Origin of the sequence: Ruminococcus bromii, assembly GCF_928721825.1 — a bacterium.
In the GTDB taxonomy this organism is placed as follows: Bacteria; Bacillota; Clostridia; order Oscillospirales; family Acutalibacteraceae; genus Ruminococcoides; species Ruminococcoides bromii.
The window spans coordinates 1,039,685-1,064,631 of sequence record NZ_CAKMVP010000003.1; the positions used below are offsets into that span (position 1 = coordinate 1,039,685).

The 24,947-nt window shown below is 42.7% G+C and carries 19 protein-coding genes, 13 tRNA genes and 3 rRNA genes; 4 read left to right on the plus strand and 31 right to left on the minus strand.

From position 1 onward, the window contains the following. Positions 1-100: 100 nt before the first annotated feature. From QDI94_RS05255 to QDI94_RS05295, 9 genes are all read right to left on the minus strand, one after another. Complete coding sequence (locus QDI94_RS05255; RefSeq protein ID WP_169923217.1) at positions 101-265, minus strand: hypothetical protein; 165 nt, start codon at positions 263-265, stop codon at positions 101-103. A 295-nt stretch (positions 266-560) separates the two neighbouring features. Next, positions 561-636 (minus strand) — tRNA-Asn (locus QDI94_RS05260). A 216-nt stretch (positions 637-852) separates the two neighbouring features. Further along, positions 853-969: ribosomal RNA gene (gene rrf / locus QDI94_RS05265) — 5S ribosomal RNA — on the minus strand. A 41-nt stretch (positions 970-1,010) separates the two neighbouring features. Further along, positions 1,011-1,085, minus strand: a tRNA-Glu gene (locus QDI94_RS05270). 58 nt (positions 1,086-1,143) lie between these two features. After that, a tRNA-Lys gene (locus QDI94_RS05275) sits at positions 1,144-1,219 on the minus strand. Between the two features lie 129 nt (positions 1,220-1,348). Beyond that, positions 1,349-4,178, minus strand: a 23S ribosomal RNA gene (locus tag QDI94_RS05280). A gap of 385 nt (positions 4,179-4,563) precedes the next feature. Next, positions 4,564-4,640 (minus strand) — tRNA-Ile (locus QDI94_RS05285). A gap of 79 nt (positions 4,641-4,719) precedes the next feature. Beyond that, positions 4,720-4,795 (minus strand) — tRNA-Ala (locus QDI94_RS05290). A 113-nt stretch (positions 4,796-4,908) separates the two neighbouring features. After that, a 16S ribosomal RNA gene (locus tag QDI94_RS05295) occupies positions 4,909-6,438 on the minus strand. Together the 16S, 23S and 5S rRNA genes with 5 tRNA genes alongside form the textbook arrangement of a ribosomal RNA operon. A gap of 865 nt (positions 6,439-7,303) precedes the next feature. On the opposite strand from QDI94_RS05295, the gene QDI94_RS05300 reads away from it, so the two are divergent. Continuing rightward, complete coding sequence (locus QDI94_RS05300; RefSeq protein WP_176790844.1) at positions 7,304-7,936, plus strand: cytidylate kinase-like family protein; 633 nt, start codon at positions 7,304-7,306, stop codon at positions 7,934-7,936. A gap of 292 nt (positions 7,937-8,228) precedes the next feature. On the opposite strand, the gene QDI94_RS05305 is transcribed toward QDI94_RS05300, so the two are convergent. From QDI94_RS05305 to QDI94_RS05345, 9 genes are all read right to left on the minus strand, one after another. Further along, positions 8,229-8,960 carry a M23 family metallopeptidase gene (locus QDI94_RS05305; RefSeq protein WP_278867756.1) on the minus strand — a complete coding sequence of 244 codons (732 nt, stop codon included), beginning with the start codon at positions 8,958-8,960 and terminating at the stop codon, positions 8,229-8,231. Between the two features lie 110 nt (positions 8,961-9,070). Further along, complete coding sequence (locus QDI94_RS05310) at positions 9,071-9,487, minus strand: hypothetical protein (protein ID WP_015522772.1); 417 nt, start codon at positions 9,485-9,487, stop codon at positions 9,071-9,073. A 35-nt stretch (positions 9,488-9,522) separates the two neighbouring features. After that, the gene (locus QDI94_RS05315; protein ID WP_015522771.1) at positions 9,523-10,860 is read right to left on the minus strand and encodes a glucose-6-phosphate isomerase; all 1,338 of its coding nucleotides are present in this window, start codon (positions 10,858-10,860) and stop codon (positions 9,523-9,525) included. A gap of 181 nt (positions 10,861-11,041) precedes the next feature. Further along, positions 11,042-12,190, minus strand: a complete 1,149-nt coding sequence (locus tag QDI94_RS05320; RefSeq protein ID WP_278867759.1) for a D-alanyl-D-alanine carboxypeptidase family protein — start codon at positions 12,188-12,190, stop codon at positions 11,042-11,044. A gap of 81 nt (positions 12,191-12,271) precedes the next feature. Further along, positions 12,272-12,745: a 2-C-methyl-D-erythritol 2,4-cyclodiphosphate synthase gene (ispF, locus tag QDI94_RS05325; protein WP_278867761.1), complete on the minus strand. Its 474-nt coding sequence runs from the start codon at positions 12,743-12,745 to the stop codon at positions 12,272-12,274. 19 nt (positions 12,746-12,764) lie between these two features. Further along, a complete protein-coding gene (ispD, locus tag QDI94_RS05330) occupies positions 12,765-13,463 on the minus strand; it encodes a 2-C-methyl-D-erythritol 4-phosphate cytidylyltransferase (protein WP_278475679.1) in 699 nt (232 codons plus the stop codon). A 57-nt stretch (positions 13,464-13,520) separates the two neighbouring features. Next, positions 13,521-14,792, minus strand: coding sequence for an O-acetylhomoserine aminocarboxypropyltransferase/cysteine synthase family protein (locus QDI94_RS05335; RefSeq protein WP_278475678.1), 1,272 nt, complete (start codon positions 14,790-14,792; stop codon positions 13,521-13,523). Positions 14,793-14,856: 64 nt separating this feature from the next. Then, the gene (locus QDI94_RS05340) at positions 14,857-15,381 is read right to left on the minus strand and encodes a hypothetical protein (RefSeq protein ID WP_278867764.1); all 525 of its coding nucleotides are present in this window, start codon (positions 15,379-15,381) and stop codon (positions 14,857-14,859) included. Between the two features lie 413 nt (positions 15,382-15,794). Then, a complete protein-coding gene (locus QDI94_RS05345; protein WP_278867766.1) occupies positions 15,795-16,949 on the minus strand; it encodes a hypothetical protein in 1,155 nt (384 codons plus the stop codon). Positions 16,950-17,135: 186 nt separating this feature from the next. On the opposite strand from QDI94_RS05345, the gene QDI94_RS05350 reads away from it, so the two are divergent. Next, on the plus strand, positions 17,136-17,360 hold the full coding sequence (locus QDI94_RS05350; RefSeq protein ID WP_278419849.1) for a helix-turn-helix domain-containing protein: 225 nt from the start codon (positions 17,136-17,138) through the stop codon (positions 17,358-17,360). A 354-nt stretch (positions 17,361-17,714) separates the two neighbouring features. Next, positions 17,715-17,924, plus strand: coding sequence for a helix-turn-helix domain-containing protein (locus QDI94_RS05355; RefSeq protein WP_278476060.1), 210 nt, complete (start codon positions 17,715-17,717; stop codon positions 17,922-17,924). A gap of 43 nt (positions 17,925-17,967) precedes the next feature. On the opposite strand, the gene QDI94_RS05360 is transcribed toward QDI94_RS05355, so the two are convergent. The 8 genes from QDI94_RS05360 to QDI94_RS05395 form a co-directional block, all read right to left on the minus strand. Continuing rightward, entirely contained in the window at positions 17,968-18,540 is a 573-nt protein-coding gene (locus QDI94_RS05360; protein WP_278476061.1) for a dipicolinate synthase subunit B, read from the minus strand. Further along, positions 18,537-19,412, minus strand: a complete 876-nt coding sequence (dpsA, locus tag QDI94_RS05365) for a dipicolinate synthase subunit DpsA (protein WP_278476062.1) — start codon at positions 19,410-19,412, stop codon at positions 18,537-18,539. The genes QDI94_RS05360 and dpsA overlap by 4 nt, the downstream gene beginning before the upstream one ends. A 123-nt stretch (positions 19,413-19,535) precedes the next feature. Continuing rightward, positions 19,536-19,706, minus strand: a complete 171-nt coding sequence (locus tag QDI94_RS05370) for a hypothetical protein (protein ID WP_278419852.1) — start codon at positions 19,704-19,706, stop codon at positions 19,536-19,538. A gap of 151 nt (positions 19,707-19,857) precedes the next feature. After that, a complete protein-coding gene (locus tag QDI94_RS05375) occupies positions 19,858-20,658 on the minus strand; it encodes an SDR family NAD(P)-dependent oxidoreductase (RefSeq protein WP_278867772.1) in 801 nt (266 codons plus the stop codon). A gap of 666 nt (positions 20,659-21,324) precedes the next feature. Next, positions 21,325-21,400: transfer RNA gene (locus QDI94_RS05380), tRNA-Gly, on the minus strand. Positions 21,401-21,407: 7 nt separating this feature from the next. Beyond that, positions 21,408-21,483 (minus strand) — tRNA-Phe (locus QDI94_RS05385). 6 nt (positions 21,484-21,489) lie between these two features. Continuing rightward, positions 21,490-21,566: transfer RNA gene (locus QDI94_RS05390), tRNA-Asp, on the minus strand. Between the two features lie 5 nt (positions 21,567-21,571). Next, positions 21,572-21,647, minus strand: a tRNA-Val gene (locus QDI94_RS05395). Positions 21,648-22,119: 472 nt separating this feature from the next. Here QDI94_RS05395 and QDI94_RS05400 point away from each other — a divergent pair. Beyond that, positions 22,120-23,244 (plus strand): IS481 family transposase, encoded by a 1,125-nt coding sequence (locus tag QDI94_RS05400; protein ID WP_278866599.1) that lies wholly within the window; start codon positions 22,120-22,122, stop codon positions 23,242-23,244. A 323-nt stretch (positions 23,245-23,567) separates the two neighbouring features. On the opposite strand, the gene QDI94_RS05405 is transcribed toward QDI94_RS05400, so the two are convergent. The 5 genes from QDI94_RS05405 to hslO form a co-directional block, all read right to left on the minus strand. Further along, positions 23,568-23,643, minus strand: a tRNA-Gly gene (locus QDI94_RS05405). 7 nt (positions 23,644-23,650) lie between these two features. Next, positions 23,651-23,726: transfer RNA gene (locus QDI94_RS05410), tRNA-Phe, on the minus strand. A gap of 6 nt (positions 23,727-23,732) precedes the next feature. After that, positions 23,733-23,809 (minus strand) — tRNA-Asp (locus QDI94_RS05415). Positions 23,810-23,814: 5 nt separating this feature from the next. Continuing rightward, positions 23,815-23,890 (minus strand) — tRNA-Val (locus tag QDI94_RS05420). A 163-nt stretch (positions 23,891-24,053) separates the two neighbouring features. Then, positions 24,054-24,944, minus strand: a complete 891-nt coding sequence (gene hslO / locus QDI94_RS05425; protein ID WP_278867774.1) for an Hsp33 family molecular chaperone HslO — start codon at positions 24,942-24,944, stop codon at positions 24,054-24,056. Positions 24,945-24,947: the final 3 nt, after the last annotated feature.

Consider the following 24,947-nt stretch of genomic DNA (forward strand, 5'->3'; position numbering starts at 1 on the left):
TTGCAATCAAGTTAAATAATGCCGTAAACAAGCCGTTTTCCATGTTCTGAACATATTCTCGGCAAGTTAAACAACAAAACCGCCTTTTTTTACGGAGCGGTTAAGAAATCACTTCTGCAATTTGTTCATTCAATACTGTAATGGTTTCGTAATCATCAACTAAATCAACATCAACAATATAAGCCTCGTGATTACCGAGTATTTCAACCACAGAAGCGGTCTGTCCTGTTTTTAATTTTATATTATCATACAATTTAACTTTCATTTAGCGTTACCTTTTTCTTTATAACATAAGCGCTTGTCATTCACAAAGCAAAAAGCCAGTAAACAAGCCGTTTATGGTTCAATTACTGACTTTTTTGTGGCTCCCCCAACTTACTTTGTAAGGGAGGAAAGTAACTGCCTCGCATACTATGTTTGGTTCTTAAACAGCACTCGCACAATCCCAGTTCACTAAAAACAGTCCACCGGACTGTTTTCTTAACGCTCACCTTCTCGCCCGATTTAGCAGTAAATTTAGATAAAAAAGAAAACAGAGTAGTCAAAAGACTACTCTGTTTTGGCTCCCCCAACTGGGCTCGAACCAGTGACATCATGATTAACAGTCATGCGCTCTACCGACTGAGCTATGGAGGAATATACAATTATCTTTGAATCGCTCAAAGATTTCCATTAAGACTGCACAAAGAGCAATCTTATTTTGTCATTTAAGTCCTCGGTAGTGGACTTAAATAATATATTTAGTTGTTCCTTAGACTAAGCAATAGTTTCAAGTACATTTCTGTACACTCGCACTACCGACTGAGCTATGGAGGAATATAGAGCAATACACCCTTTTGGGTGTATGCTTTGTGTTGGCATCTCCCTATCTTTCCGGGCCGTCACCAGCCAAGTATTTTCGGCACCACTGAGCTTAACTTCTGTGTTCGGTATGGGAACAGGTGGACCCTCAGCGTCATCAACACCAACTATTCTCTTGTATATAAAAGCTTTTCAGCTTTTTACCCTTTTGGTGACTCGTGCGGGAATCGAACCCGCGTTGCCGGCGTGAGAGGCCGGAGTCTTAACCGCTTGACCAACGAGCCTTGTCTTTCGTCACAAAGGCTAATGGTCTTTGCTCTCATTAGCCCCTGCAACTTCTCTTGGTGCACCATCAGGGGCTCGAACCCGGGACACCCTGATTAAGAGTCAGGTGCTCTACCAACTGAGCTAATGGTGCATCTCTGTGTTCTTTCAAACACCCTGAAAACTGAATAAAGGAAGAGGATTAAGGAGATATTAGTTAAATTCATATTGGAATGACCAATCGGGTTAAAGTATATACTACACAGCTGACCAAAGAAATCTTGTGGTCAAGCCCTCGACCTATTAGTACTGCCAAGCTGAATGCCTCACGGCACTTACACACGCAGCCTATCAACCTCGTAGTCTTCAAGGGGTCTTACTCGTTATACGATGGGATATCTAATCTTGGAGTCGGCTTCACGCTTAGATGCTTTCAGCGTTTATCCGTTCCGTACATAGCTGCCCAGCCGTGCCATTGGCATGACAACTGGTGCACCAGAGGTACGTCCATCCCGGTCCTCTCGTACTAAGGACAGAGCTCCTCAAATATCCTGCGCCCACGACAGATAGGGACCGAACTGTCTCGCGACGTTCTGAACCCAGCTCGCGTACCACTTTAATCGGCGAACAGCCGAACCCTTGGGACCGAATACAGCCCCAGGATGTGATGAGCCGACATCGAGGTGCCAAACCTCCCCGTCGATGTGGACTCTTGGGGGAGATCAGCCTGTTATCCCCAGGGTAGCTTTTATCCGTTGAGCGACGGCATTTCCATTCACATACCGCCGGATCACTAACTCCAACTTTCGTTACTGCTCGGGCCGTCACCCTCGCAGTTAGGCTAGCTTTTGCGTTTACACTCAGAGGCACGGTTTCCGTCCGTGCTGAGCTAACCTTTGAGCGCCTCCGTTACCTTTTCGGAGGCGACCGCCCCAGTCAAACTGCCCACCTGACAATGTCCCCCGACCGGTTTCACGGCCGCAGGTTAGAATTCCAGAAACCTAAGGGCGGTATCCCAACATCGACTCCACACAAGCTGACGCTCATGTTTCCAAGTCTCCCGCCTATCCTGTACATAGATTTCCGAAACCCAATATCAGGCTACAGTAAAGCTCCATGGGGTCTTTCCGTCTTGCCGCAGGTAACCGGCATCTTCACCGGTACTACAATTTCGCCGGGTGGGTAGTTGAGACAGTGCCCAGATCGTTACACCATTCGTGCGGGTCGGAACTTACCCGACAAGGAATTTCGCTACCTTAGGACCGTTATAGTTACGGCCGCCGTTTACCGGGGCTTCAATTCGGAGCTCTCACTCCTCCTCTTAACCTTCCGGCACCGGGCAGGTGTCAGCCCCTATACTTCATCTTTCGATTTGGCAGAGACCTGTGTTTTTGCTAAACAGTCGCCTGGGCCTATTCTCTGCGGCTCTTTCGAGCACTCCTTATTCCGAAGTTACGGAGTCAATTTGCCGAGTTCCTTAACTACCCTTCTCCCGCTGGCCTTAGAATTCTCTTCCTGTCCACCTGTGTCGGTTTGCGGTACGGGCATCTGCTTCTATACGCAAAGCTTTTCTCGCCTTCAGCTAAGTGTGCTTCCCTACTCTAATTTCGGTCCCTTACGCCCGGGTCAACCAACGCCCGGGTCACACCCTTTTGAAGTGTCCCTTTGCTTAAATTACAGATGGTTACGGAATATCAACCGTATGTGCATCGGCTACGCCTTTCGGCCTGACCTTAGCTCCCGACTTACTTGGAGCGGACGAACCTTCCTCCAAAAACCTTAGACTTTCGGCCATTAAGATTCTCACTTAATTCTCGCTACTTATTCCGGCATTCTCACTTCTGTATAGTCCACCGCCGCTTTCGCTACGACTTCTCCCCATACAGAACGCTCTCCTACCATACATTAGATGTATCCCAAGCTTCGGTGTATAGTTTAGCCCCGTTAAATTTTCGGCGCAGAGTCACTCGACCAGTGAGCTATTACGCACTCTTTTAATGAGTGGCTGCTTCTAAGCCAACATCCTGGTTGTCTGTGCAATTCCACATCCTTTTCCACTTAACTATACTTGGGGACCTTAGCTGTGGGTCTGGGCTGTTTCCCTTTTGACAATGAAACTTATCTCCCACTGTCTGACTCCTGAAAAACGATTATCCGGCATTCTTAGTTTGATAAGGTTCAGTAACCTCTCGGCCCCTAGCCAATTCAGTGCTTTACCTCCGGTAATCTATTTCAAGGCTAGCCCTAAAGCTATTTCGGAGAGAACCAGCTATCTCCGGGTTCGATTGGAATTTCTCCGCTACCCACAGTTCATCCGCTACCATTTCAACGGGAGTCGGTTCGGTCCTCCATAAAGTTTTACCTTTACTTCAACCTGACCATGGGTAGGTCACCCGGTTTCGGGTCGAATACAACCGACTTCATACGCCCTTTTCAGACTTGCTCTCGCTGCGGCTTCACACCTTAGGTGCTTAACCTCGCCGGTTACATTCACTCGCCGGACCATTCTACAAAAGGTACCCGATCGCTCTTTGATGAGCTTTCGGTGCTTGTAAACACAAGGTTTCAGGTTCTTTTTCACTCCCCGTCAGGGGTACTTTTCACCTTTCCTTCACAGTACTTCTTCACTATCGGTCACCGAGTAGTATTTAGGCTTGGAGGATGGTCCCCCCATATTCCCACCGGGTTTCACGTGTCCGGCGGTACTCTGGATACAGATGGCTGTTCAGGCTTTTCGTGTACAGGACTCTCACCTTCTTCGGTTGGACTTCCCATTCCATTCCACTAAACCTTTACAATACCGTATTCTGTCCGAACCCCGAAAGTATTACTACTCTCGGTTTGGCCTCTTCCGCGTTCGCTCGCCACTACTTACGGAATCTCAGTTGATTTCTCTTCCTCGCCCTACTTAGATGTTTCAGTTCAGGCGGTTCCCCTCATATACCTATGTATTCAGTATATGATGACAAGACTTTCCTCTTGCCGGATTGCTCCATTCGGAAATCTGCGGATCAAAGCCCACTTACGGCTCCCCGCAGCTTATCGCAGTTAGTCACGTCCTTCTTCGGCTCTCGGTGCCAAGGCATTCCCCTTGTGCTCTTTGTAGCTTGACCATTATGAGATATCTTTGGTTCTTCTTTTTCTTGTAATGTTAATTACTCTTTTCGCAGTTTAATAAGCCTTTAGTTTATTTATAACTAATCTTCTTATTACCCTTAAGCTTAATTGTAGTATTTTTTACCTATGGTTTACGCATTCAAATTATCATTTGAGTTTGTTTACCTGTATAACTAATACTTTTCTCGCTTTATCTGCTTCTTTATTCAGTTTTCAAGGTGCTTTAGAAGAGATTAGACTTGATGATGTCAAGCCTCGTTGTTCTTCGCTTCTCCTCAAATAACTCCCACTCGTCTAATATGTTTCAATCACTTGCGTGATTTTCACATCTTAGTCCTCGCCGGTCGTTATTTTCGGGCTACGAACCTCGGCTCTTCTATATGGTGGGCTTAAGTGGACTCGAACCACCGACCTCACGCTTATCAGGCGTGCGCTCTAACCGGCTGAGCTATAAGCCCATATTGGTTTTGGCTCGTTATTTCTTAAGCCGTATTTTTAAGAATAGCTGTTGCTTGATGATTCAAGTGCTATTCTTATTGGTGGAGATAAGCGGGATCGAACCGCTGACCCCCTGCTTGCAAAGCAGGTGCTCTCCCAGCTGAGCTATACCCCCGTATATCTCGGGCAGGACCCTGAAAATTAAACAACGAGTTTTGAAAAGAAATCTTTCGTAATGCTGACCTTGGAATTTAAACCAGCTTGTTTCATCTGATTTGGTCTCCATAGAAAGGAGGTGATCCAGCCGCACCTTCCGATACGGCTACCTTGTTACGACTTCACCCCAGTCGCCAATCCTACCTTCGGCAGCGTCCTCACGAGGTTGGACTACTGACTTCGGGTATTACCGGCTCCCATGGTGTGACGGGCGGTGTGTACAAGGCCCGGGAACGTATTCACCGCGGCATTCTGATCCGCGATTACTAGCAATTCCATCTTCATGCAGGCGGGTTGCAGCCTGCAATCTGAACTGAGAATGTTTTTAGGGGTTTGCTCCACATCACTGTCTTGCTTCCCTCTGTTAACATCCATTGTAGTACGTGTGTAGCCCAGGTCATAAGGGGCATGATGATTTGACGTCGTCCCCACCTTCCTCCGTTTTGTCAACGGCAGTCCTATTAGAGTGCTCTTGCGTAGCAACTAATAGCAAGGGTTGCGCTCGTTGCGGGACTTAACCCAACATCTCACGACACGAGCTGACGACAACCATGCACCACCTGTCTCAACTTTCCCCGAAAGGCACCTAATGTATCTCTACTTCGTTAGTTGGATGTCAAGACCTGGTAAGGTTCTTCGCGTTGCTTCGAATTAAACCACATACTCCACTGCTTGTGCGGGCCCCCGTCAATTCCTTTGAGTTTCAACCTTGCGGCCGTACTCCCCAGGTGGATTACTTATTGTGTTAACTCCGGCACGGAAGGGGTCAGACCCCCCACACCTAGTAATCATCGTTTACAGCGTGGACTACCAGGGTATCTAATCCTGTTTGCTACCCACGCTTTCGTGCCTCAGCGTCAGTTAAAGCCCAGCAGGCCGCCTTCGCCACTGGTGTTCCTCCCCATCTCTACGCATTTCACCGCTACACGGGGAATTCCGCCTGCCTCTACTTCACTCAAGCTCTACAGTTTCAAATGCAGTTTATGGGTTGAGCCCATAGATTTCACATCTGACTTGCAAAGCCGCCTACGCACCCTTTACACCCAGTAAATCCGGACAACGCTTGCTCCCTACGTATTACCGCGGCTGCTGGCACGTAGTTAGCCGGAGCTTATTCATTAAGTACCGTCAATTTTCGTCCTTAATAAAAGAAGTTTACAATCCGAAAACCTTCATCCTTCACGCGGCGTTGCTGCGTCAGGGTTGCCCCCATTGCGCAATATCCCCCACTGCTGCCTCCCGTAGGAGTCTGGGCCGTGTCTCAGTCCCAATGTGGCCGTTCAACCTCTCAGTCCGGCTACCGATCGCGGTCTTGGTGAGCCGTTACCTCACCAACTAACTAATCGGACGCGAGTCCATCTTCAAGCGATAAAATCTTTGATATCAAAACCATGTGGTTCCGATATGTCATGCGGTATTAGCATTCTTTTCAGAATGTTATCCCCCTCTTGAAGGCAGGTTACTCACGCGTTACTCACCCGTCCGCCACTAAACTAAATCAAATTCATTCCGAAGAAATCTTTCAAAACAGTTCCGTTCGACTTGCATGTGTTAGGCACGCCGCCAGCGTTCGTCCTGAGCCAGGATCAAACTCTCTAAAATTTGTATCTCAACAGCCTTTCAGCTGTTCAAATCAATTTCAGAGCTTTAATCGCTCATTGACGAATATGTCACTGACTATATCCGTAATTCCTGATGCTTTTTAGTGTACATCTCACTGTAATTCTTTGAGCTTTTCTCAAAGTCATTACGGGTTTCTTTACATTATCTCGTTGTTCAATTTTCAAGGTCCTACGCACTTTCAAGGCTTGTTTGCTTTCTTCATTTGAAGTCGCACACCTCAGCAGTGCAAGAGCTATTATACTACGCTGTTTTGATTTTGTCAAGCACTTTTTAAAAGTTTTTTAAAAAGTTTTTTCAGCTTTTAAAATCAAAACCGAGCAACACTTTTGATTACTTTCTGAATGTTGACTCTCCACTTCCGTGCGTTCCACACTCTTTCACCGTTCGTGTTTTCTCTTGTCTGCCTCGCCTCTCAGCGCAACAGTTGATATTATATCAGCACTTCCTTCTTTTGTAAACCCCTTTTTGACAATTTCTTTATCTTTTTTACATTATCGGCAAATTTTCTATATTATTCTTTATTCTATCTGATTTTTAATGCCTTTTCACTATTATTCTGCCTTTTACACGCTGAATCCCTCTTCATATGCATATATATGTAAAAAGAAATTTGTTCTTATCCTTTAAATGTAATTTCACACCCAATTATATTGTGCATTTATATAATTTGGATAAGACTTATTTGTTCGTTTTGTACAAATTTCGTAAAATTTGTTTTTACAGACTGGACTTTTCGCAAAAATGTGTTATTATAGTATATGTAAAGCGATATAGTTTTGACATTTAGCTACTTAATGTTGCTGCTGTACAACTTTACAAATTGCAAATACTGGGAGGTTTAGTTATGAGTTTTGATAAAATTATTGCCATCACAAGACAGTATGGTTCCGGCGGACACGATATTGGTAAAGCTCTTGCCGAGAGGCTTGGCATATCGTTTTATGATAAGGAGCTCATTTCTATTGCCGCTAAAGAAAGCGGTGTTTCTCCTGAGGTGTTTAAGCACGCTGACGAAAGAGCTACCAACAGTCTTTTGTATTCATTGTCTGTGGGACTGTACAATTACGGTAACAACTTTTCTTCAGTCGGTGACCTGCCGGTTAATGACCGTCTTTACATTTTACAGCACAAGATTATCAAGCAGCTTGCAGAAAAGGAAAATTTCGTTGTTGTCGGTAGATGCGCCGACTATGTTCTTAAGGATAATCCGAAACTTGTGAAGGTATATATTTATGCTGATCTTGATAAGAGAATTAAAAGAGCTGTTGACAGACAGGACATTGACCCTGCCAGAGCAAAACAGGCAGTTTTGAAGGCAGACAAGAACAGAGCAAATTACTATAGTTTTTATTCAGGAAAGAAATGGGGTCTTCCGGACAACTATGATTTGTGCCTTAACAGCACAAACCTGACAGTTGATCAGGCCGTTGACATTATTATCAGTTACATTAACATTTGTAACTCAAACAAAAAATAATACTCATATTCGATCATTTCCTGAATATACTATATTGTTTTATTAAGGAGGTGTACTATATGAAATTTGTCATTATGGATCTTGATGATTTTATCTTTGGTAACGAAGAATGGCACGAGAGCGAAAGATAATCACTTTTAATTTAGGAATTTTAATTTAATAATCGTGATTCTTATCATTGACATAAAATCATAAAAATGAGGCGGATGCTTACTTAGAAGTATCCGCCTTTTTGATGCCCCTTAAAACGAAACGAGGGCTTGCAATAATATTGTATGCGTCAAAATCGCAATTATTCATTGTTATTTATAAAAGAAAGCGGATCGGCGTACTTGCCATCAATCTTCACTTCAATGTGTATATGGTTTTCGTCCCCTGCTTCAAAAGGAACTGCCCCTATTGTACCGACTTTATAGCCCACATCAACCGAATCACCTTTATTCACATTAACCGACCCTAACCCGCAGTAACGGCAGACAACATTCTCTGTTGAAATTTCAACAATTTTGCCAAGCATTTTGTCGTCACACACATTAGTAACCACTCCGCCGGTCATTGCTTCTACATCATCACCGAGTTTTCCTCCGAAATCAACTCCCGTGTGTGGTTTCCATACATTCAAAGTTTTGAAATAAACACTTTTTTCGCTGTACTCACGAACAATGTTATTTGAATTGAGCGGATAGTTCAGGCTCAAATTAGTTGAAAGCATTGTTTCAAGAGCATTTTTTGAACTTTCTGTCGGATTTGTTGCCGGTTCTTCGGTTGCAACAATTGTCGGAACTTCGACATCAAGCTTGACTTCGGGCAAAGTTTGGGTTACGCCCGTAACATTTTCATTGACCTTAACCTCATTGCTTTGTGTCACGGTCGTAGTTTTGGTATTTGGAACCGATAATGTATTGTAGGTTGAATACACCGCCATACAAACTGCAATAAGACAAATTGAACAAGCTGTGTAGAAACCGATTTTTTCACGGCGGCTGCGTTTCTTCTTTCTGTTCCTGTTATAATAATCGCTCATAAATAAGCACCTCCGTTTCTATTATTGACGAGGGTGCTAAATTTATACAGTTGTATATACAAAAATCCCTCCCGAAAAACGAGAGGGATAAGTTTGTTTTTAAGTATCAATTAAACCTTGCGGCAAACAGCGTTGATTGACTCCGGAATTTCGCTTTCGTCAGCAGAAATAAGTAGAACAATGTTAGTTGATGCAGTTTCGGCAAGATCCTGAAGCTTCTTTGTGAAGGTTTCAAGGCCTGCAAGAGCCTCGGGGCAAATCTTGAATGTTGAGTCAACGAGAATGTCAGTAACATCGTAATTGCCTGCACAGATACCGCTGATAAAACCGAAAAGCATATCATAACCGCTGATGAGATACTGCTCTGTATCAATAAGTCTTGCCTTATGTGTAACATCATATGTGAGCTTTGAGCCTTTTTCAATTACAACAACATTGCCTGTTGAAGCGGCAACAGCCTCGTTAGCAAGAGAGATGAGCTTTTTAGTTTTGCCTGTTCCTTTTTTACCGATAAGTAAAGTAACCATAATTAGTTCCTCCGTTGTTATACTTTATTAAGAAATTATCCGAGTCTTGCCTCAAGAGCAGCCTTCTGATCCTCATAGCCCGGCTTGCCGAGAAGAGCGAACATATTCTTCTTGTAGCTTTCAACACCCGGCTGGTTAAACGGATTAACACCGAGCATATAACCTGAAATAGCACAAGCCTTCTCAAAGAAGTAGATGAGATAGCCAAGCTCTGATTCGTTCATTTCGGGAACATTAAGAACAATGTTCGGTACACCGCCGTCATTATGAGCGAGAACTGTACCCTCGAAAGCCTTCTGATTTACGAATCCCATTGTCTTGCCCGAAAGGAAGTTAAGACCGTCAACATTTGTCGGGTCTGTACCGAGAGTAACTTCTTTTTTACATTTATCAAAGAGAACAACAGTTTCAAACATTGTGCGTCTGCCGTCCTGAATGTACTGACCGAGTGAATGAAGGTCTGTTGAGAAGATAACGCTTGCGGGGAAAATACCCTTGTTATCCTTGCCTTCACTCTCTGCAAAGAGCTGCTTGAACCACTCTGACATCATTGTGTAAGCCGGCTCATAAGAAACCATAACTTCCATAGTTTTGCCCTTGCGGTAAAGCATATTTCTGATTGCAGCATATTTGTAACAATCGTTTGTCTTTAAATCATCGTTGTCAAATTCTTTCTGAGCTGTTGCGGCACCCTGCATAAGAGCGTCAATATCAGCACCCGAAACTGCGATAGGAAGAAGACCTACTGCTGTGAGAACCGAGAAACGACCGCCTACATCGTCCGGAACAACAAATGTTTCGTAGCCCTCTTCGTCGGCAAGAGCCTTGAGTGTACCCTTGGCCTTGTCAGTTGTGCAGTAAATACGCTCTCTTGCGCCCTCTTTACCGTACTTCTTTTCGAGCATTTCACGGAACACACGGAAAGCGATGGCAGGCTCAGTTGTTGTACCTGACTTGGAAATCATATTTACGGAAACATCCTTGCCCTCGCAAAGCTCCATGATTTCTGCAAGTGCAGATGAACTGATTGAGTTACCTGTGAAGAAAATCTGCGGTGTATCCTTGCAGGTAAGGTTGTAGTTCTGTGATGAAAGAAATTCAATAGCCGCTCTTGCGCCGAGGTAAGAACCGCCGATACCGATTACAATGAATACATCAGTATCTTTCTTGATTTTCTCTGCACACTTCTTGATGCGTGCGAACTCTTCCTTGTCATAATCTGTAGGAAGATTGAGCCAACCCAAAAAGTCGTTGCCAAGGCCGCTGCCGTCATGCAACACCTTGTGAGCTGCTTTAACTTCGGCAGCAACACCGTCATATTCGTGTTCGCCGATAAAATCACTTAAATACTTGTCATTTAACTTTGTTGCCATTTATAAATTCCTCCAAAATTCCTATAGCGAAAATAGAATCGCAATAAGTATCTTTGTTGTTTTATTATACTATAATATGAGCGTTTTTGCAAGGTCAATTTGTGAATTTTTAAAATAAACCCGCATTGTTTTTTGTACTGCTTTTAATAACAATGCACAAACGCTTGATTTTCCGATAAAATCAAAGGGAAATCAGCGAGGCGAACACATATTCAAGCAATGCGCCGAAGCTTGTTTTTTGAACAGAATCGCCTGCACAAATATCAAAGCTCTGCGCCTTTTTTGAATTGACAAGATATGTAAGCGTACCTATCTTCCTATTCTTTTCAACGGGAGCGTCAATCTTGTCGGGCAGGTCGATTTCGGTTGTAATTTTAGCACCGTTTCCTTTGTCAACCACTATTTTTGAAGAAACCTTACATTCAAGCTTTACGCTGTCGGTCATACCGCCGTTTACATCAATGCTTTTCGGCATATCTTCGGGAAGTGTTAATTCTTTCACGGAAACATTTGCAAAACCGTAATCAAGAAGTGCCGCCGCATCTGCAAATCGCTCTTTGCCTGTTTTACAGCCGAGAACAACGCTTATCAGCGAAACATCTCCCCTTGTTGCGGTTGCAGACATACAGCAACCCGCATCGTTGGTTGTGCCTGTTTTCAATCCCGTAATTCCGTTATAAGTTTTCAACAGCTTGTTCGTGTTGACAATCTGAGTTTTACCACCACGAAGATTGTCGAGCCAAATTGATGTGTAGTCAAAAATTTTCTCATGCTTTGTAAGCTCTCTTGACATAAGCGCAACATCATAGGCAGAGGTTATATGCCCCTCCTCATCAAGTCCGTTACAGTTTTTGAAAACGGTGTCGTTCATTCCGAGTTCTTTGGCACGGCTGTTCATTTTTTCAACAAAAGCGTCCTCACTTCCGCTGATATGCTCCGCAAGCGCAACTGCCGCATCGTTGGCAGATACCACAACCGTTGCCTTTATCATATCATCCGCACTCATGGTTTCGCCTTTTTCAAGCCAAATGTCACTTCCACCCATTCCTGCGGCGTGTTCGGATGCCGTAATTTCATCGTCAAGGCTTAATTTTCCGCTGTCAACAGCCTCAAAGACGAGCAAAAGCGTCATTACCTTTGTTACGGACGCACACGGTCTTTGCTCATGTGGTTTTTTCTCAAAAAGAACTTTGCCTGTTGACGATTCCATTAGCACGGCAGACGGAGCGGATATGCTGTCCGCACTGAGAGCATTCACTTTTAATCCGACAAACGGCGACAGTAAAAGCACAGCACACAATGTTATTGAAACAAACGCCTTTCTTAACATAAAAAACACCTCGTTCATTAATATGAACAAGGTGTCGAATGTATGTAATAAAATATGTGCATTTTTTGAAGCTGTAACTTTTTAGTACTGCTCAATAAGGCAAACTGCGTGAGCGGAAATGCCCTCAAGTCTGCCTGTAAAGCCGAGCTTTTCCTCGGTAGTAGCCTTAACGCTGACGAGCGAAACATCAATTCCGCAGGCATTGGCAATATTTTTTCTCATTTCGTCAATATGCGGTTTCAGCTTTGGCTGTTGAGCGATAACGGTTGAGTCGATATTGACAATTCTGTAGTTGTACTCGGCAAGCAAACGGCACACCTCTTTCAAAAGAAGAATGCTGTCTGCACCCTTGTACTTTTCATCCGTATCGGGAAACAGCTTTCCGATATCACCGAGAGCCGCCGCACCGAGAAGTGCGTCCATAATTGCGTGAACAAGCACATCGGCATCCGAATGACCGAGAAGTCCGAGTTCAAAAGGAATTTCTGTGCCTCCGATTATCAGCCTTCTGTTCTCGGCAAATTTATGCACATCATATCCGTGACCGATTCTCATATAAATCTCCTTTGCACAATCAACCCTGCTGTCTTGACTTGAGAATACTCTCGGCAATCACAATGTCAATCGGGGTTGTTAGTTTAATATTTTCCTCATTGCCCTTTACAACAAGAACCTCGCCGCCCATATTTTCAATAAGCGAGCAATCGTCTGTAAAGTTGATGAGATTATCGCCGGCATTTTCAAGAGCAAAGCGGTACAGATCGCGCTCAAAAACCTGCGGAGTCTGAACGGCACGGAGCTGTGAACGGATAGGAGTGCTTTCTATAATATTGAAACCGTCAACAACCTTGATTGTATCTTTTACGGAAGTTCCGAGAGTTGCCGCACCCGTATCAAAAGCCGCCTCAACAACACGCTCAATTTCTTCAACGGTAATAAGCGGTCTTGCACCGTCATGAATAGCATAGTATTTGGCATTTTCACTGCACGCACCGATTCCGTTGCGCACGCTGTCGGCACGGCTGTCACCGCCCTTGACGAGTTTTGAAACCTTGTCGAAACCGTTAAGCTCGATAATTTTATTGATTCTGTCGTTATCCTGTTCACGGCAGACAATTACAATTTCTTTGATAAGGTGGCATTTTTGGAATGCCTTCAGGGTGTATTCAATTGCAGGTCGTGACAAAAGCGGAATAAACTGCTTGCTGTCGGCAATTCCCATTCTCACAGAACCGCCTGCCGCAACAATAACCGCAGATACAAAAGCTGACATATTCAACCCTCCGTAAATTTATTTTGCAATTTTATGTATAATTTCTTTTAAAGAAAATCAAACCTTATCAAGAGCCTGACTGATGTCGGCAATAAGATCATCAACATTTTCAAGACCTACCGAAAGTCTGATAAGATCGGGTGCAACACCTGCTTCAAGAAGCTGTTCATCCGTCATCTGACGGTGGGTGTGGCTTGCGGGATGAAGAATACAGGTCTTTGCGTCTGCAACATGAGTTTCAATGTCGCAGAGCTTTAAGCTGTCCATAAATTTAACCGCACAATCTCTTCCGCCCTTAACCGCAAAAGAAAGTACACCGCATGAGCCGTTCGGAAGATACTTTTCAGCAAGTGCGTGATATTTGTCATCTTCAAGGTCGGGATAATCAACCCACGCAACCTTGTCATTGGCTTTGAGGAATCTTGCAATTTCAAGAGCATTTTTGCAATGTCTTTCCATTCTCACATGAAGACTTTCAAGACCGTTCATAACATAAAAAGCATTCTGCGGTGACTGGATTGAACCGAGGTCACGCATAAGCTGAGAAGTAGCCTTTGTAATGTAGCCGAGCTTGCCGAATTTTTCGGCATAGACAATGCCGTGATATGAATCATCGGGAGTTGTAAGTCCCGGATATTTGTCGGCATATTTCAGCCAGTCAAAGTTGCCGCTGTCAACAATTGCACCGCCGACAGAAACACCGTGACCGTCCATATATTTTGTGGTTGAGTGAGTAACAATGTCAGCACCCCACTTAATCGGCTGACAATTGACAGGAGTTGCAAAAGTGTTGTCAACAATAAGCGGAACACCGTGTGAGTGAGCAAGTCTTGCAAACTTTTCAATATCAAGAACAGACACGGTCGGGTTGGTTATTGTTTCACCGAACATTGCCCTTGTGTTTGGTCTGAATGCCTTTGCAAGCTCTTCTTCGGGAAGATTCTGATCGACAAAAGTAACATCAATGCCCATTTTCTTCATTGTAACACCGAGCAGATTATATGTACCGCCGTAGATTGCAGACGATGCAACAATGTGACTGCCTGTTTCGCAGATGTTAAAAAGTGCAAAGAAGTTAGCCGCCTGACCGCTTGATGTGAGCATTGCGGCAACACCGCCCTCAAGGTCGGCAATTTTTGCGGCAGTCATATCATTTGACGGATTCTGCAGACGGGTATAAAAATAACCGCTGTCCTCAAGGTCAAAAAGTCTGCCCATTGCGTCACTTGAATCATACTTAAAGGTGGTGCTTTGATAAATGGGCATCTGTCTTGGTTCTCCGTTCTTAGGCACATAGCCGGAATGCAAACACTTTGTTTCCTGTTTCATTGTAAAAAATCCTCCGTAATTTCATTCATTTTTAACTCATTTTATCTCAAAATCGGATACCGAATTATCCGAAAAATCCTTTAATAAGGTTCATTATCGCATCTGTACCGAATACTGCAAGCGCAATAAGCAAAAGAAAAATAACGGCACTTATAACCCTGAATGTAGTACGCTTTGCACCTGTCATCTTCTCGAACTTATCATCAAGCGTGTCGCCTTTATTTTCAGAATATTCCGCGTCACCGTCAAGAATTTCTTCGTTCTCAAGCTTAATTGCGCCGATTCCGACGCAGGTGTCAAATGCTTTTTCATAAGCCGAATACGGAACATAAACATCGTAAGATGAACTGTCATAGCCTGTTGCGGCATTTGCGTTGTATCTGTTTTCAGCACATTTTCTGATTGTAGCGTCACACGGAACGGTGCTGTCCTCAAGTGCGGCTTTAACTCTCTGCAACTCAAAGCCCGATGCCGTAAGCAGATACACTGGAGTGTTTTCATCGGTTATTGTTTTAAGCTGAGCCTTGCAGTTTTTGCAGACTGTTTCTTCATCATTATGCAGTCGCTTGCATTTTGAACAATATTTCATAGACAAATCCTTCGTTATTTCATTTTGTTATCTACAATTTTAACACAAAAAGACAGCATGAGCAATACCCCACGCTGTCTTTATCCATAAATTTTTGTGCAGTTTTGTTATAAATTTAATTTTGTATCAACGGTCTGTGACCGCCAAAAAGTAAAAATGCAAACATTACGGTAATACAAACCCTATAAAAGGAACAAAAATAATACCATTCTGTAGGGGCGGTCCCATTGGGCGCCCGCGAGTAACGGCACAGAATTTATGATAAATACGATTATATAAATACCGCAAAGATAATGCCATTCTGTAGCGGCGAACCGCAACATTCATCATACAGAAAAAACACCCGATTATACAATCGAGTGTTTCCTCTAAGTTAAATACCCATAAACATAAAATGGAAGTATTAGACTAAATTAAAATGTATGTTTTCTTTTGAGAACAAACATAACCGCTGCCGCCAAAATCATAACTGTGGCAATAATTGCAGGAGTTGCAAAGTCGCCTGTTGCAACAACACCGTTGTTGGCTGTGCCGTTTGTGGTGTTGTTATTGCCTGCATTGTCTTTTGTTGCAACATCACTTGTTGCGGATGAAATGTTATCGCTCGGCTTTGTTGGAGTGTCAATAGTGCTGTTGCCGTTAATCTTGCCACTGTTTGGAAGAGGTGGATTAGGATTAGAAACAGATTTTGCTGTGATAGTAACAGTTTGCTCAAATCCTGTCGAAACAACATTAACATCAGCTTTATAATTTCCTAAATCAGTAACCTCTAAATATGTCCAACGATTATCATTAATCTGTGTACTCTTATATGTCCAATAATACATAACAAAATCAGTGCCAGAAACACTATTCATTATTTCAGTATCTTCAGTGACTTTAAAGGTTTTTTTAGTGCCATTTAAATAGGTCAATACAAACTCTGTGCCAATCATATTGTTTGCGATCGAATTGTTCTTATCAAGTGACATATACCAATCATAATGTGAGTCGTCATCTCTAGGCACTGCTTTTGTAAATAACGGAGCTGTAAAGACTTTATCCGGAAGCTTTGTGATTTCGCAACTTACAACCATTTCTTTATTTGATTCAGGATCAAATTTTACATTTTTAATGTCATAATATGCGTATAAATAAGAATTTTCAAGTGCATAAGCATTATGTGCATAGTCATAGTAAAGTGTAATAGATACTTTTCCGTTCACAACTGAATAATAACCAGATATTGTGCCTTCATATCCTTTAATTTCGGGATAAGGCGGTGTAATATCATTAAACCGCCCATCATCAAGATTTTTGCAATTTACATCAAAAGACTCTCCATTATTGTAAGTTACTTTAACTACAACCTTGCTCCAAAAATTCTTGTCAGTAACTTCTCCGTTAACCACTTCTGCTGATTCAGGAGCCTTAATAATTTTCATTGATACAGGCTTCAAATTTTTCGAAACCTCGTCAGGTGTTGCTGAGTTTTCGGTTGCAAATGCCTGAACAAATACTGTCTGCACAAGACATACCGCCAACAAAGCAGACAGCAAAATCGTAATAAATTTTGAATGTTTTCTCATAGTTTCCTCCATCATTTTATTGTTTTATCTTAATACGCAAGTTTAATATTTTTATTTTAAACACCATTCCCCTCTGAATAATTATTTAAAAATTAACCCAAAATACCATTGCTGCTTTACTGCATTTTGCAGTATATTGCAATACAACAATCTGCGGTATGCTATACTGTATGCGAGGTGAATTCTGTGTATAAAAGAATCAGGGAACTGAGGGAAGATGCCGACCTCACGCAAAAAGAAGTTAGCAAAATTCTGCATTGTTCACAACAGGTTTACAGCAATTATGAACTTGGTCAGCGTGATATCCCCACAGCTGTTTTGATTTGCCTCGCAAAACATTATCACACAAGTACTGACTATATTTTGGGATTGACTGACAGTAAAAATCCGCCAAGCTGTACACGAAATTAAATCGGCAAGCTATTCGTCCCGAAGTTGTTCTTCGGGATTTTTATGACATTAGTTTACTGCATTTTGCGGTATTTGTCAAGATATATACAGATAAAATATGATTTTTATTTAAGCAACACTCTGATTTAAAGTGAATTAAATTTTTCAAAGTAATCATCATCTTGTATTTTGAGTTCATTGGACACTTGTGCAAACAATAACACACAATTTATGATAAATACGATTATATGAATATGAGTACCGCAAAGACAATGCAGTTTGGTTTCCCGTTTTCCGGTAATTATATTTTAGGACAATTCGTCCTAAAAATCAATAGGACACTATGTACTATTTTATAATTTATTTGGTGATGAAATGAAACTGAGAATAAAAGATTTGCGTGAGGACAACGACCTTACGCAAAAAGAAGTTGCAAAGGTTCTTATGTGCGACCAGTCGCTGTACTCAAAATATGAACGGGGCGAAAGAGAAATCCCTCTCTCCCTGCTTATTAAACTTGCCGACTACTACGGCACAAGCCTTGATTATCTGACCTGTCGCACAGACAATCCAAACATAAAATAACAGCCGTTTTGAAAATTTGCATTTCAAGACGGCTGTTGTTCTGTTATAAAAAAATCGGCTGATGTTGTTTTCCCTGCAATGCAAGGGTTACGCAATCTTCAAGCTTATTAAAATCAGCCACAAGCGAATTTGGTTTCTTGATGCAATCGTCCTGTTTTAAAGGAACGAAGTAAATATTTTTCGTGTTGAGAAGTCTGCCGATGTTCTGTGCCGACGCACCGAGAGCGTCATTTGTTGCAACGCACAACAGCACAGGTCTTAAAATTCTCAAATGCGATTTTGCCGCCATTGTTACCGCCGTGTCGGTAATCCCGAGCGACAGCTTTGCAAGCGTGTTGCCCGTACACGGTGCAATCACAAGCAAGTCACACATTTTTTTAGGTCCTATCGGTTCTGTCTGCACAACCGAGTGCAGAACAGCTTTGCCCGTTATTTCTTCTGCCCTCTTTACCGTTTCCTCCGCTTTTCCGAAACGAGTTGATGTTGAAAAGGCATTTTGCGACATTATCGGAATAACATCATAGCCTGAGTCAACAAGCCTCTGCATTTGCGTAAAAGCCTTTGAAAAGGTGCAAAAGGAACCGCACATTGCAAATCCTATGGTTGCTTTTGTCACCTGTAAACCTCCTTGATGATGTCAAATACAGTAGTTTTTATAATTTCTCCTGCCGTTTTCGGAGCACATTTTCCGGGGAGCGACAATGCCCTAACGGCATAAATTCCGAGTTTTTCGGCGGTATCAAAATCAACTCCTCCCGGCAGGGACGCAAGATCTATAATAAGGGTGTTTGTGTCGGTATTCATAAGAAGTTCCCTGTCAAAAATCAACCTCGGAATTGTGTTGAAAACAATGTCAAACCGCTTTACCGTTCTGAGATTTTCCGTATTAAGTGCATTGTAGCCGAGTGCCTTTACATATGCAAGGTCTGACGGCTTTCTTGCACTCACTGTAACATTTGCTCCGAGTAAAACAAGCTTGTGAGCAAGAATTTTTCCGATTCTGCCGAATCCCGCAACAAGACACTTACTGCCCGAAATCGTTCCCTCATATTCTCTCATTGCACATTCAATTGCACCCTCTGCTGTAGGCAATGCGTTGAGAATCGCAAAATCATCTCTTGCTCCGTAATCAAAAATTTCACCGTCCGAAAGCCTTGGATATGCCTTTAAAAATCTGCTTTTCATCGTAGTAAAAACAGGCTTTTTAAGGATAATTTCAATATCGTCACCGTCAAGCAAAATGTTCTCGTTTGAAAACGGAGTGTTAAGACTGCCGTCTGTCCTTATTGACGGCAACGGAAAAATCAATGCATCACTTTCCGAAATTGCCTTTTTAACATTGCAAAGGCTCAATGAACCGTGGCTTTCAAGCCTGTCAAATCCGCCGAGCAAAACATCGTAACAGCTGTCAGAAATTGATTTTGCAAGAAAAAGCTGTCGCTTGTCACCGCCGATTATGCCAAATGTTCTTATGTCGCTCTTTTTCATACACAACACCCGTAAATCAAGTTATTCTCTACACCCTCATATTATGCCGAGTGTCCTTGTGTGTGAACAACACATAAAAACGACCGCAAAGCATATCACTCTGCGGTCGCTGTTTGTAACCTATTATTTGTTTTTCTTCAAATAATCCCAAAAATTATTTTCATCGGACTCATCAAATGACTCTCCGTTTTCGTCCTTTTCACATTCATTAAAAATGTTATACTCAAGCCATGCGTTTGCAGAGTCATAGTCCTTGCTGAAAATATCTGTGTTCTTTATATCAAAAATTCCCATACAATCACCTCAAAGTAATTTTTGTATGTACTCCGTAACTTGATATTACATCATATGAACAAAAAATTCAATACTCATATTAGTATGTTTTTTTAATTTTATTTAATGATTTACCGAATAACAGAATAAAAGAATTTTTCTTGAAATAAAACTACGGTCTAAGCCCCATTCCGCCCTCAAGGGTGATGGTTTCGCCGCTCATATACTTGAAATCAGGTGATGTAAGTGCAACACAGGCACGGCCGATTTCTTTTTCGACATCACCAAAATGTCCCATTGGCGGCACTTTTACATTCGCCTTGAATGCGTCGGGATAAGCCTGCTCAAATTTTTCAAGCTGAGCAGTCCATGCAAGCGGACAGACAATGTTGACATTGATTCCGTCCTTGCCCCACTCGTTGGCGGCAACTCTTGTAAGACCTCTTATTCCCTCTTTTGCGGCGGCATATGCACACTGACCAAAGTTTCCGAAAAGTCCGGCACCCGAAGCAAAGTTTATAACCGTTCCCTTTGACTTTTTAAGGTACGGATAGCAAGCCTTCATATAATAGAAAGTTGCGTACAGTCCCGAATAAACAGCAAGGTCAAATTGCTCTGTTGTATGATCTGCAAGCGTAACACCCGATGCAGAGGCCTGAGCGTTGTTAATCAAAACATCAATTCCGCCGAATGTTTCAACAGCTCGGTCAACAACATTCCGAACAACCTTTTCGTTATCGCCGTCCTTGCTGACATCAGCCTGAACAGGCAACACATTTACTCCGTAAAGTCTTTCAAGTTCCTCTTTGGCATCCTCAAGCTTTTTGACATTTCTGCCTGTAATAACAAGGTTTGCGCTCTCTTTTGCATAAGCAACAGCAATGCCGTAGCCGATTGAACCGCAACCTCCGTCGCTGAGAACAGCCCTTCCTCCGCCTGTAATAACAGCGGTTTTTCCATCTAAAAATCCCATAATCCTATCCTCCTTTGGGAAAAATATGTTGTAAGAGTACAAAAACTCCTACAATATCATACTAACAGATAGGAAACTTTATGTCAATCCGAAAAACCTACTGCATAGGGATTGTTTGATGCGAAAATTTCTGCCTCGCCAACTGCCTGCGGTGCGTAACCCTAATCCTCATCAACGCTCTTAATTTTAAGGTTTACCGTCTGAAATACAGTCGCAATGCGTTGCACATAAATATGCTTCCTTTTGCTACTTATTTCAGACATCGCTTTGCTCCCTTTTTCCGCCACCGGTGGCGGTCGCAAGGCTACACCTTCGAGCCCCTTGTTTGTCAAAAAATTCTGCAAAATAAAAAAACCAGTACATCAACTGTACTGATTTAATGGAGCGGATGACGGGGATTGTTTGATGCGAAAAGTTCTGCCTCGCCAACTGCTTGCGGTGCGTAACCCTAACCCTCATCAACGCTCTTAATTTTAAGGTTTATCGTCTGAAATACAGTCGCAATGCGTTGCACATAAATATGCTTCCTTTTGTTCCTTATTTCAGACAGCGCTTTGCTCCCTTTTTCCGTCACTGGCGGCGGTCGCAAGGCTACACTTTCGAGCCCCTTGTTTGGCAAAAAATCTGTAAAATAAAAAAACCAGTACATCAACTGTACTGATTTTATGGAGCGGATGACGGGGCTCGAACCCGCTACCTCCACCTTGGCAAGGTGGCGCTCTACCAGATGAGCTACATCCGCATTAAATTGGTGCCTCCGGGCGGAATCGAACCACCGACACGGGGATTTTCAGTCCCCTGCTCTACCGACTGAGCTACAGAGGCAAAAATTGGCGACCCGGAACGGGTTCGAACCGTCGACCTCTAGCGTGACAGGCTAGCGTTCTAACCAACTGAACTACCGGGCCAAATGTGGTGGGAACAACAGGGCTCGAACCTGTGACCCTCTGCTTGTAAGGCAGATGCTCTCCCAGCTGAGCTATGCTCCCACATGCCTTTATCGCTCATCGAAGTTCTATCGAATTTCGATTACATCTCAGCGACAGGTAATATAATACTACAAATTCAGGCGATTGTCAATATCGTTTTTGCAGTTTTTTAAAATTTATTTGCTAATTGCAATTTCGTGATTATCGGCAATCAGAACATAGTCGCTGAAGTTATTAATACAAGTATGGTAAACTCCTTATTTCAAACAGTAAACAAGAGTTTCGCCCCGTGTTTTCACACGGTATTATTTGAAAGCGCAGTTCGCTGTTACAGTATAACAATTGTTTTGCGACATTTATAAAATCGGGTCTGTCAAAAGAATTCAGTAGTTACTTGCGGGCGGATGATATGTGCAGTGTAGTAACATAGTATACAACAGTGCAAAGACATAGTATACAGTTTTATGATAAAATAAATGGCAAGAAAATAGCAAATGAAGGAGCTGTTTTTATGCCGTGGGAGTGTAAAACTGTGGAAAAACAAAGATTAGAATTTGTTACAAAAGCATTAGAAACAAATAATTTTAGTGCTCTATGTCGGAAATATGAAATCACACGCAAAACTGGTCGCAAGTGGGTTGATAGATTTAAACAGGGACTGCCCTTAACTGATATGTCACGCAGACCATTATGTTCTCCTAACAAAACGCCTGACGACATTGAAGAATTAATCGTTTCTGTTCGTTTCGATAACCCGGGTTGGGGTGATGATAAAATTAAAATTTTTCTTGAAAATCAAGGGTATAAAAACATTCCTTGTCCAAGAACCATTACTAACATTCTTCATAAACACCAACTCATATCTGAAGAGGAATCTCTCAAAAGAAAGCCTTTTAAACGCTTTCAGAAAGAACATTGCAATGATATGTGGCAAACTGATTTCAAGGGAGAGTTTTTAACTGCCGATAATCGTTATTGCTATCCATTGACTATTCTTGATGACAGCTCACGATACTCAATCAAAATAGCATGCTTTCCTAACACTAAAAATGTCGTTATTAACGCTTTTAAGCAAGCTTTTTATGAGTTTGGTATGCCATCAAGCGTACTTTCTGACAATGGTTCTCAGTTTGCAGGTTTTAAACATGGATTTACTATGTTTGAAAAATTCCTTATGAACAATGACATTCTTCCCATACATTGCAGAATTAAACATCCGCAAACACAAGGAAAAATTGAACGGTTTCATGGCAGTATGAAAAGAGAACTTTTAAATCATAATCTATTCAAGAACTTGGATTACGCTGACAAGGCTCTGCAAGAGTGGCGAACTAAGTATAATTGCCTGCGACCTCATGAAGCACTTGGGAACAAATGTCCTGCCGATGTCTATACTCACAGCGAAAGGATTTTTGCTGACAAGGTGGAGCCGTTTGAATATGAACCCGGCTTTAAAGTCATAAAAGTAAATTCGTGGGGATATGTCCGTTTTCAGAATTTTCAATTATATCTTAGTGAAACTTTCATCAATGATTATGTTCAATTCAGACCTAATCCAAACAATGATTCATTTCTTGTTTGCTATCGCAATTTTGTTATTGCTGAGTATGACTCGTCATCCGGCAAGCGTATTCACCGCAAGATTTCAAGACTGTGAATTTGTATACCATGTCCTTGCACAGGTGGTTACCATGTTGCACTTGACATGATATCCGCCCCTACAACTCAAACAGAAAAATTGCAAAAATAAAAAAAGCACCTGCGTTACAGGTACTTTGGATTTGGAGCGGATGACGGGGATTGTTTGATGCGAAAAGTTCTACCTCGCCAACTGCTTGCGGTGCGTAACCCTAACCCTCATCAACGCTCTCCCTAAAAATGCTCCACTGGAGCATTTTCTTAACGGTCGCCTTCGAGCCCCTTGGTTGGCAAAAAAATCTGTAAAATAAAAAAACCAGTACACCAACTGTACTGATTTTATGGAGCGGATGACGGGGCTCGAACCCGCTACCTCCACCTTGGCAAGGTGGCGCTCTACCAGATGAGCTACATCCGCATTAAATTGGTGCCTCCGGGCGGAATCGAACCACCGACACGGGGATTTTCAGTCCCCTGCTCTACCGACTGAGCTACAGAGGCAAAAATTGGCGACCCGGAACGGGTTCGAACCGTCGACCTCTAGCGTGACAGGCTAGCGTTCTAACCAACTGAACTACCGGGCCAAATGTGGTGGGAACAACAGGGCTCGAACCTGTGACCCTCTGCTTGTAAGGCAGATGCTCTCCCAGCTGAGCTATGCTCCCACATGCCTTTGTCGCTGTATCGAAGTTCTGTCGAATCTCGTTTATCTCTCGGCGACAGATACCATAATACTACATTATGATTAAAATGTCAACACTTTTTTGAAATTTTTTTCATTTTTATGAGTGACATCACGAACATTTGCGACAAGGCCTTTAAAAATCTTTATTCCTTGTTGTTTTTCTCTGCAATCAGCTTTTCAAGGTCATCCTTTGTAAAGACATATTTCTTATTGCAGAAGTGACAGGTTGCAACGGCAACACCCTGCTCATTTACCATAGAACGGATGTCATCATCGCTGAGGGTACAAAAATAATTTTCAAGCTTTTCTTTTGAACAACCGCAAACATACTTAACAGGGTTTTCGTCAAGCACTTCAACCTCAAAGCCTTTGAGGGCTGTTTTGCAGATATCGAGAATACTCATACCCTTTGCAAGCATAGTTGTAACGGGTTCAAGCTCTGCAATATTCTTTTCAAGCTTGTCAATAACAGTATCGTCTGCACCCGGAAGAAGCTGAATAAGCAATCCGCCTGCAAGAAGAACTTCTCCGTCTTCTTTATCAATAAGCACACCCAAGGCACAAACTGTAGGAATCTGCTCGCTTGTTGCGTAGTAGTTTGCAATATCCTCGGCAATTTCACCGCTGACAAGCTCAACCTGACCTATGTACGGATCGCCTGAACCGTAGTCACGCATAACATTTAGCATACCTGTTCTGCCGACTGCTTTTGCAACATTGATTTTACCGTTTTCGTAATATTCCGTCGGGCAGTCTGCATTGCCGACATATCCCTTTACATTGCCGCTGCTGTCGCCGACTGCGATAACGGGACCGAGTTCACCGTCACCCATTACACGAAGGTTGACTGATGCGTCTTTCTGTTTGAGCATATCGCCCATAATTGATGTTGCACACAAAAGTCTGCCGAGTGCGGCTGTGGCACTGCGTGAAAGGTGGTGAATCTTCTTTGCGGTAAAAACTATGTCGGACGCATCAACGCAAGCCGCCATAATCGCACCGTCAGATGTAATACAACGAATTATTTTATCCATATC

Excerpts from the sequence above, each read along its gene's own strand:
- QDI94_RS05335 (WP_278475678.1), bottom strand. The coding sequence starts at position 14,792 with ATGAAACAGGAAACAAAGTGTTTGCATTCCGGCTATGTGCCTAAGAAC.
- ispF (WP_278867761.1), bottom strand. The coding sequence starts at position 12,745 with ATGAGAATCGGTCACGGATATGATGTGCATAAATTTGCCGAGAACAGA.
- QDI94_RS05375 (WP_278867772.1), bottom strand. The coding sequence starts at position 20,658 with ATGGGATTTTTAGATGGAAAAACCGCTGTTATTACAGGCGGAGGAAGG.
- QDI94_RS05320 (WP_278867759.1), bottom strand. The coding sequence starts at position 12,190 with ATGTTAAGAAAGGCGTTTGTTTCAATAACATTGTGTGCTGTGCTTTTA.
- QDI94_RS05300 (WP_176790844.1), top strand. The coding sequence starts at position 7,304 with ATGAGTTTTGATAAAATTATTGCCATCACAAGACAGTATGGTTCCGGC.
- QDI94_RS05340 (WP_278867764.1), bottom strand. The coding sequence starts at position 15,381 with ATGAAATATTGTTCAAAATGCAAGCGACTGCATAATGATGAAGAAACA.
- QDI94_RS05370 (WP_278419852.1), bottom strand. The coding sequence starts at position 19,706 with ATGGGAATTTTTGATATAAAGAACACAGATATTTTCAGCAAGGACTAT.
- QDI94_RS05355 (WP_278476060.1), top strand. The coding sequence starts at position 17,715 with ATGAAACTGAGAATAAAAGATTTGCGTGAGGACAACGACCTTACGCAA.
- QDI94_RS05315 (WP_015522771.1), bottom strand. The coding sequence starts at position 10,860 with ATGGCAACAAAGTTAAATGACAAGTATTTAAGTGATTTTATCGGCGAA.
- QDI94_RS05255 (WP_169923217.1), bottom strand. The coding sequence starts at position 265 with ATGAAAGTTAAATTGTATGATAATATAAAATTAAAAACAGGACAGACC.
- QDI94_RS05310 (WP_015522772.1), bottom strand. The coding sequence starts at position 9,487 with ATGGTTACTTTACTTATCGGTAAAAAAGGAACAGGCAAAACTAAAAAG.
- hslO (WP_278867774.1), bottom strand. The coding sequence starts at position 24,944 with ATGGATAAAATAATTCGTTGTATTACATCTGACGGTGCGATTATGGCG.
- dpsA (WP_278476062.1), bottom strand. The coding sequence starts at position 19,412 with ATGAAAAAGAGCGACATAAGAACATTTGGCATAATCGGCGGTGACAAG.
- ispD (WP_278475679.1), bottom strand. The coding sequence starts at position 13,463 with ATGTCAGCTTTTGTATCTGCGGTTATTGTTGCGGCAGGCGGTTCTGTG.
- QDI94_RS05345 (WP_278867766.1), bottom strand. The coding sequence starts at position 16,949 with ATGAGAAAACATTCAAAATTTATTACGATTTTGCTGTCTGCTTTGTTG.
- QDI94_RS05305 (WP_278867756.1), bottom strand. The coding sequence starts at position 8,960 with ATGAGCGATTATTATAACAGGAACAGAAAGAAGAAACGCAGCCGCCGT.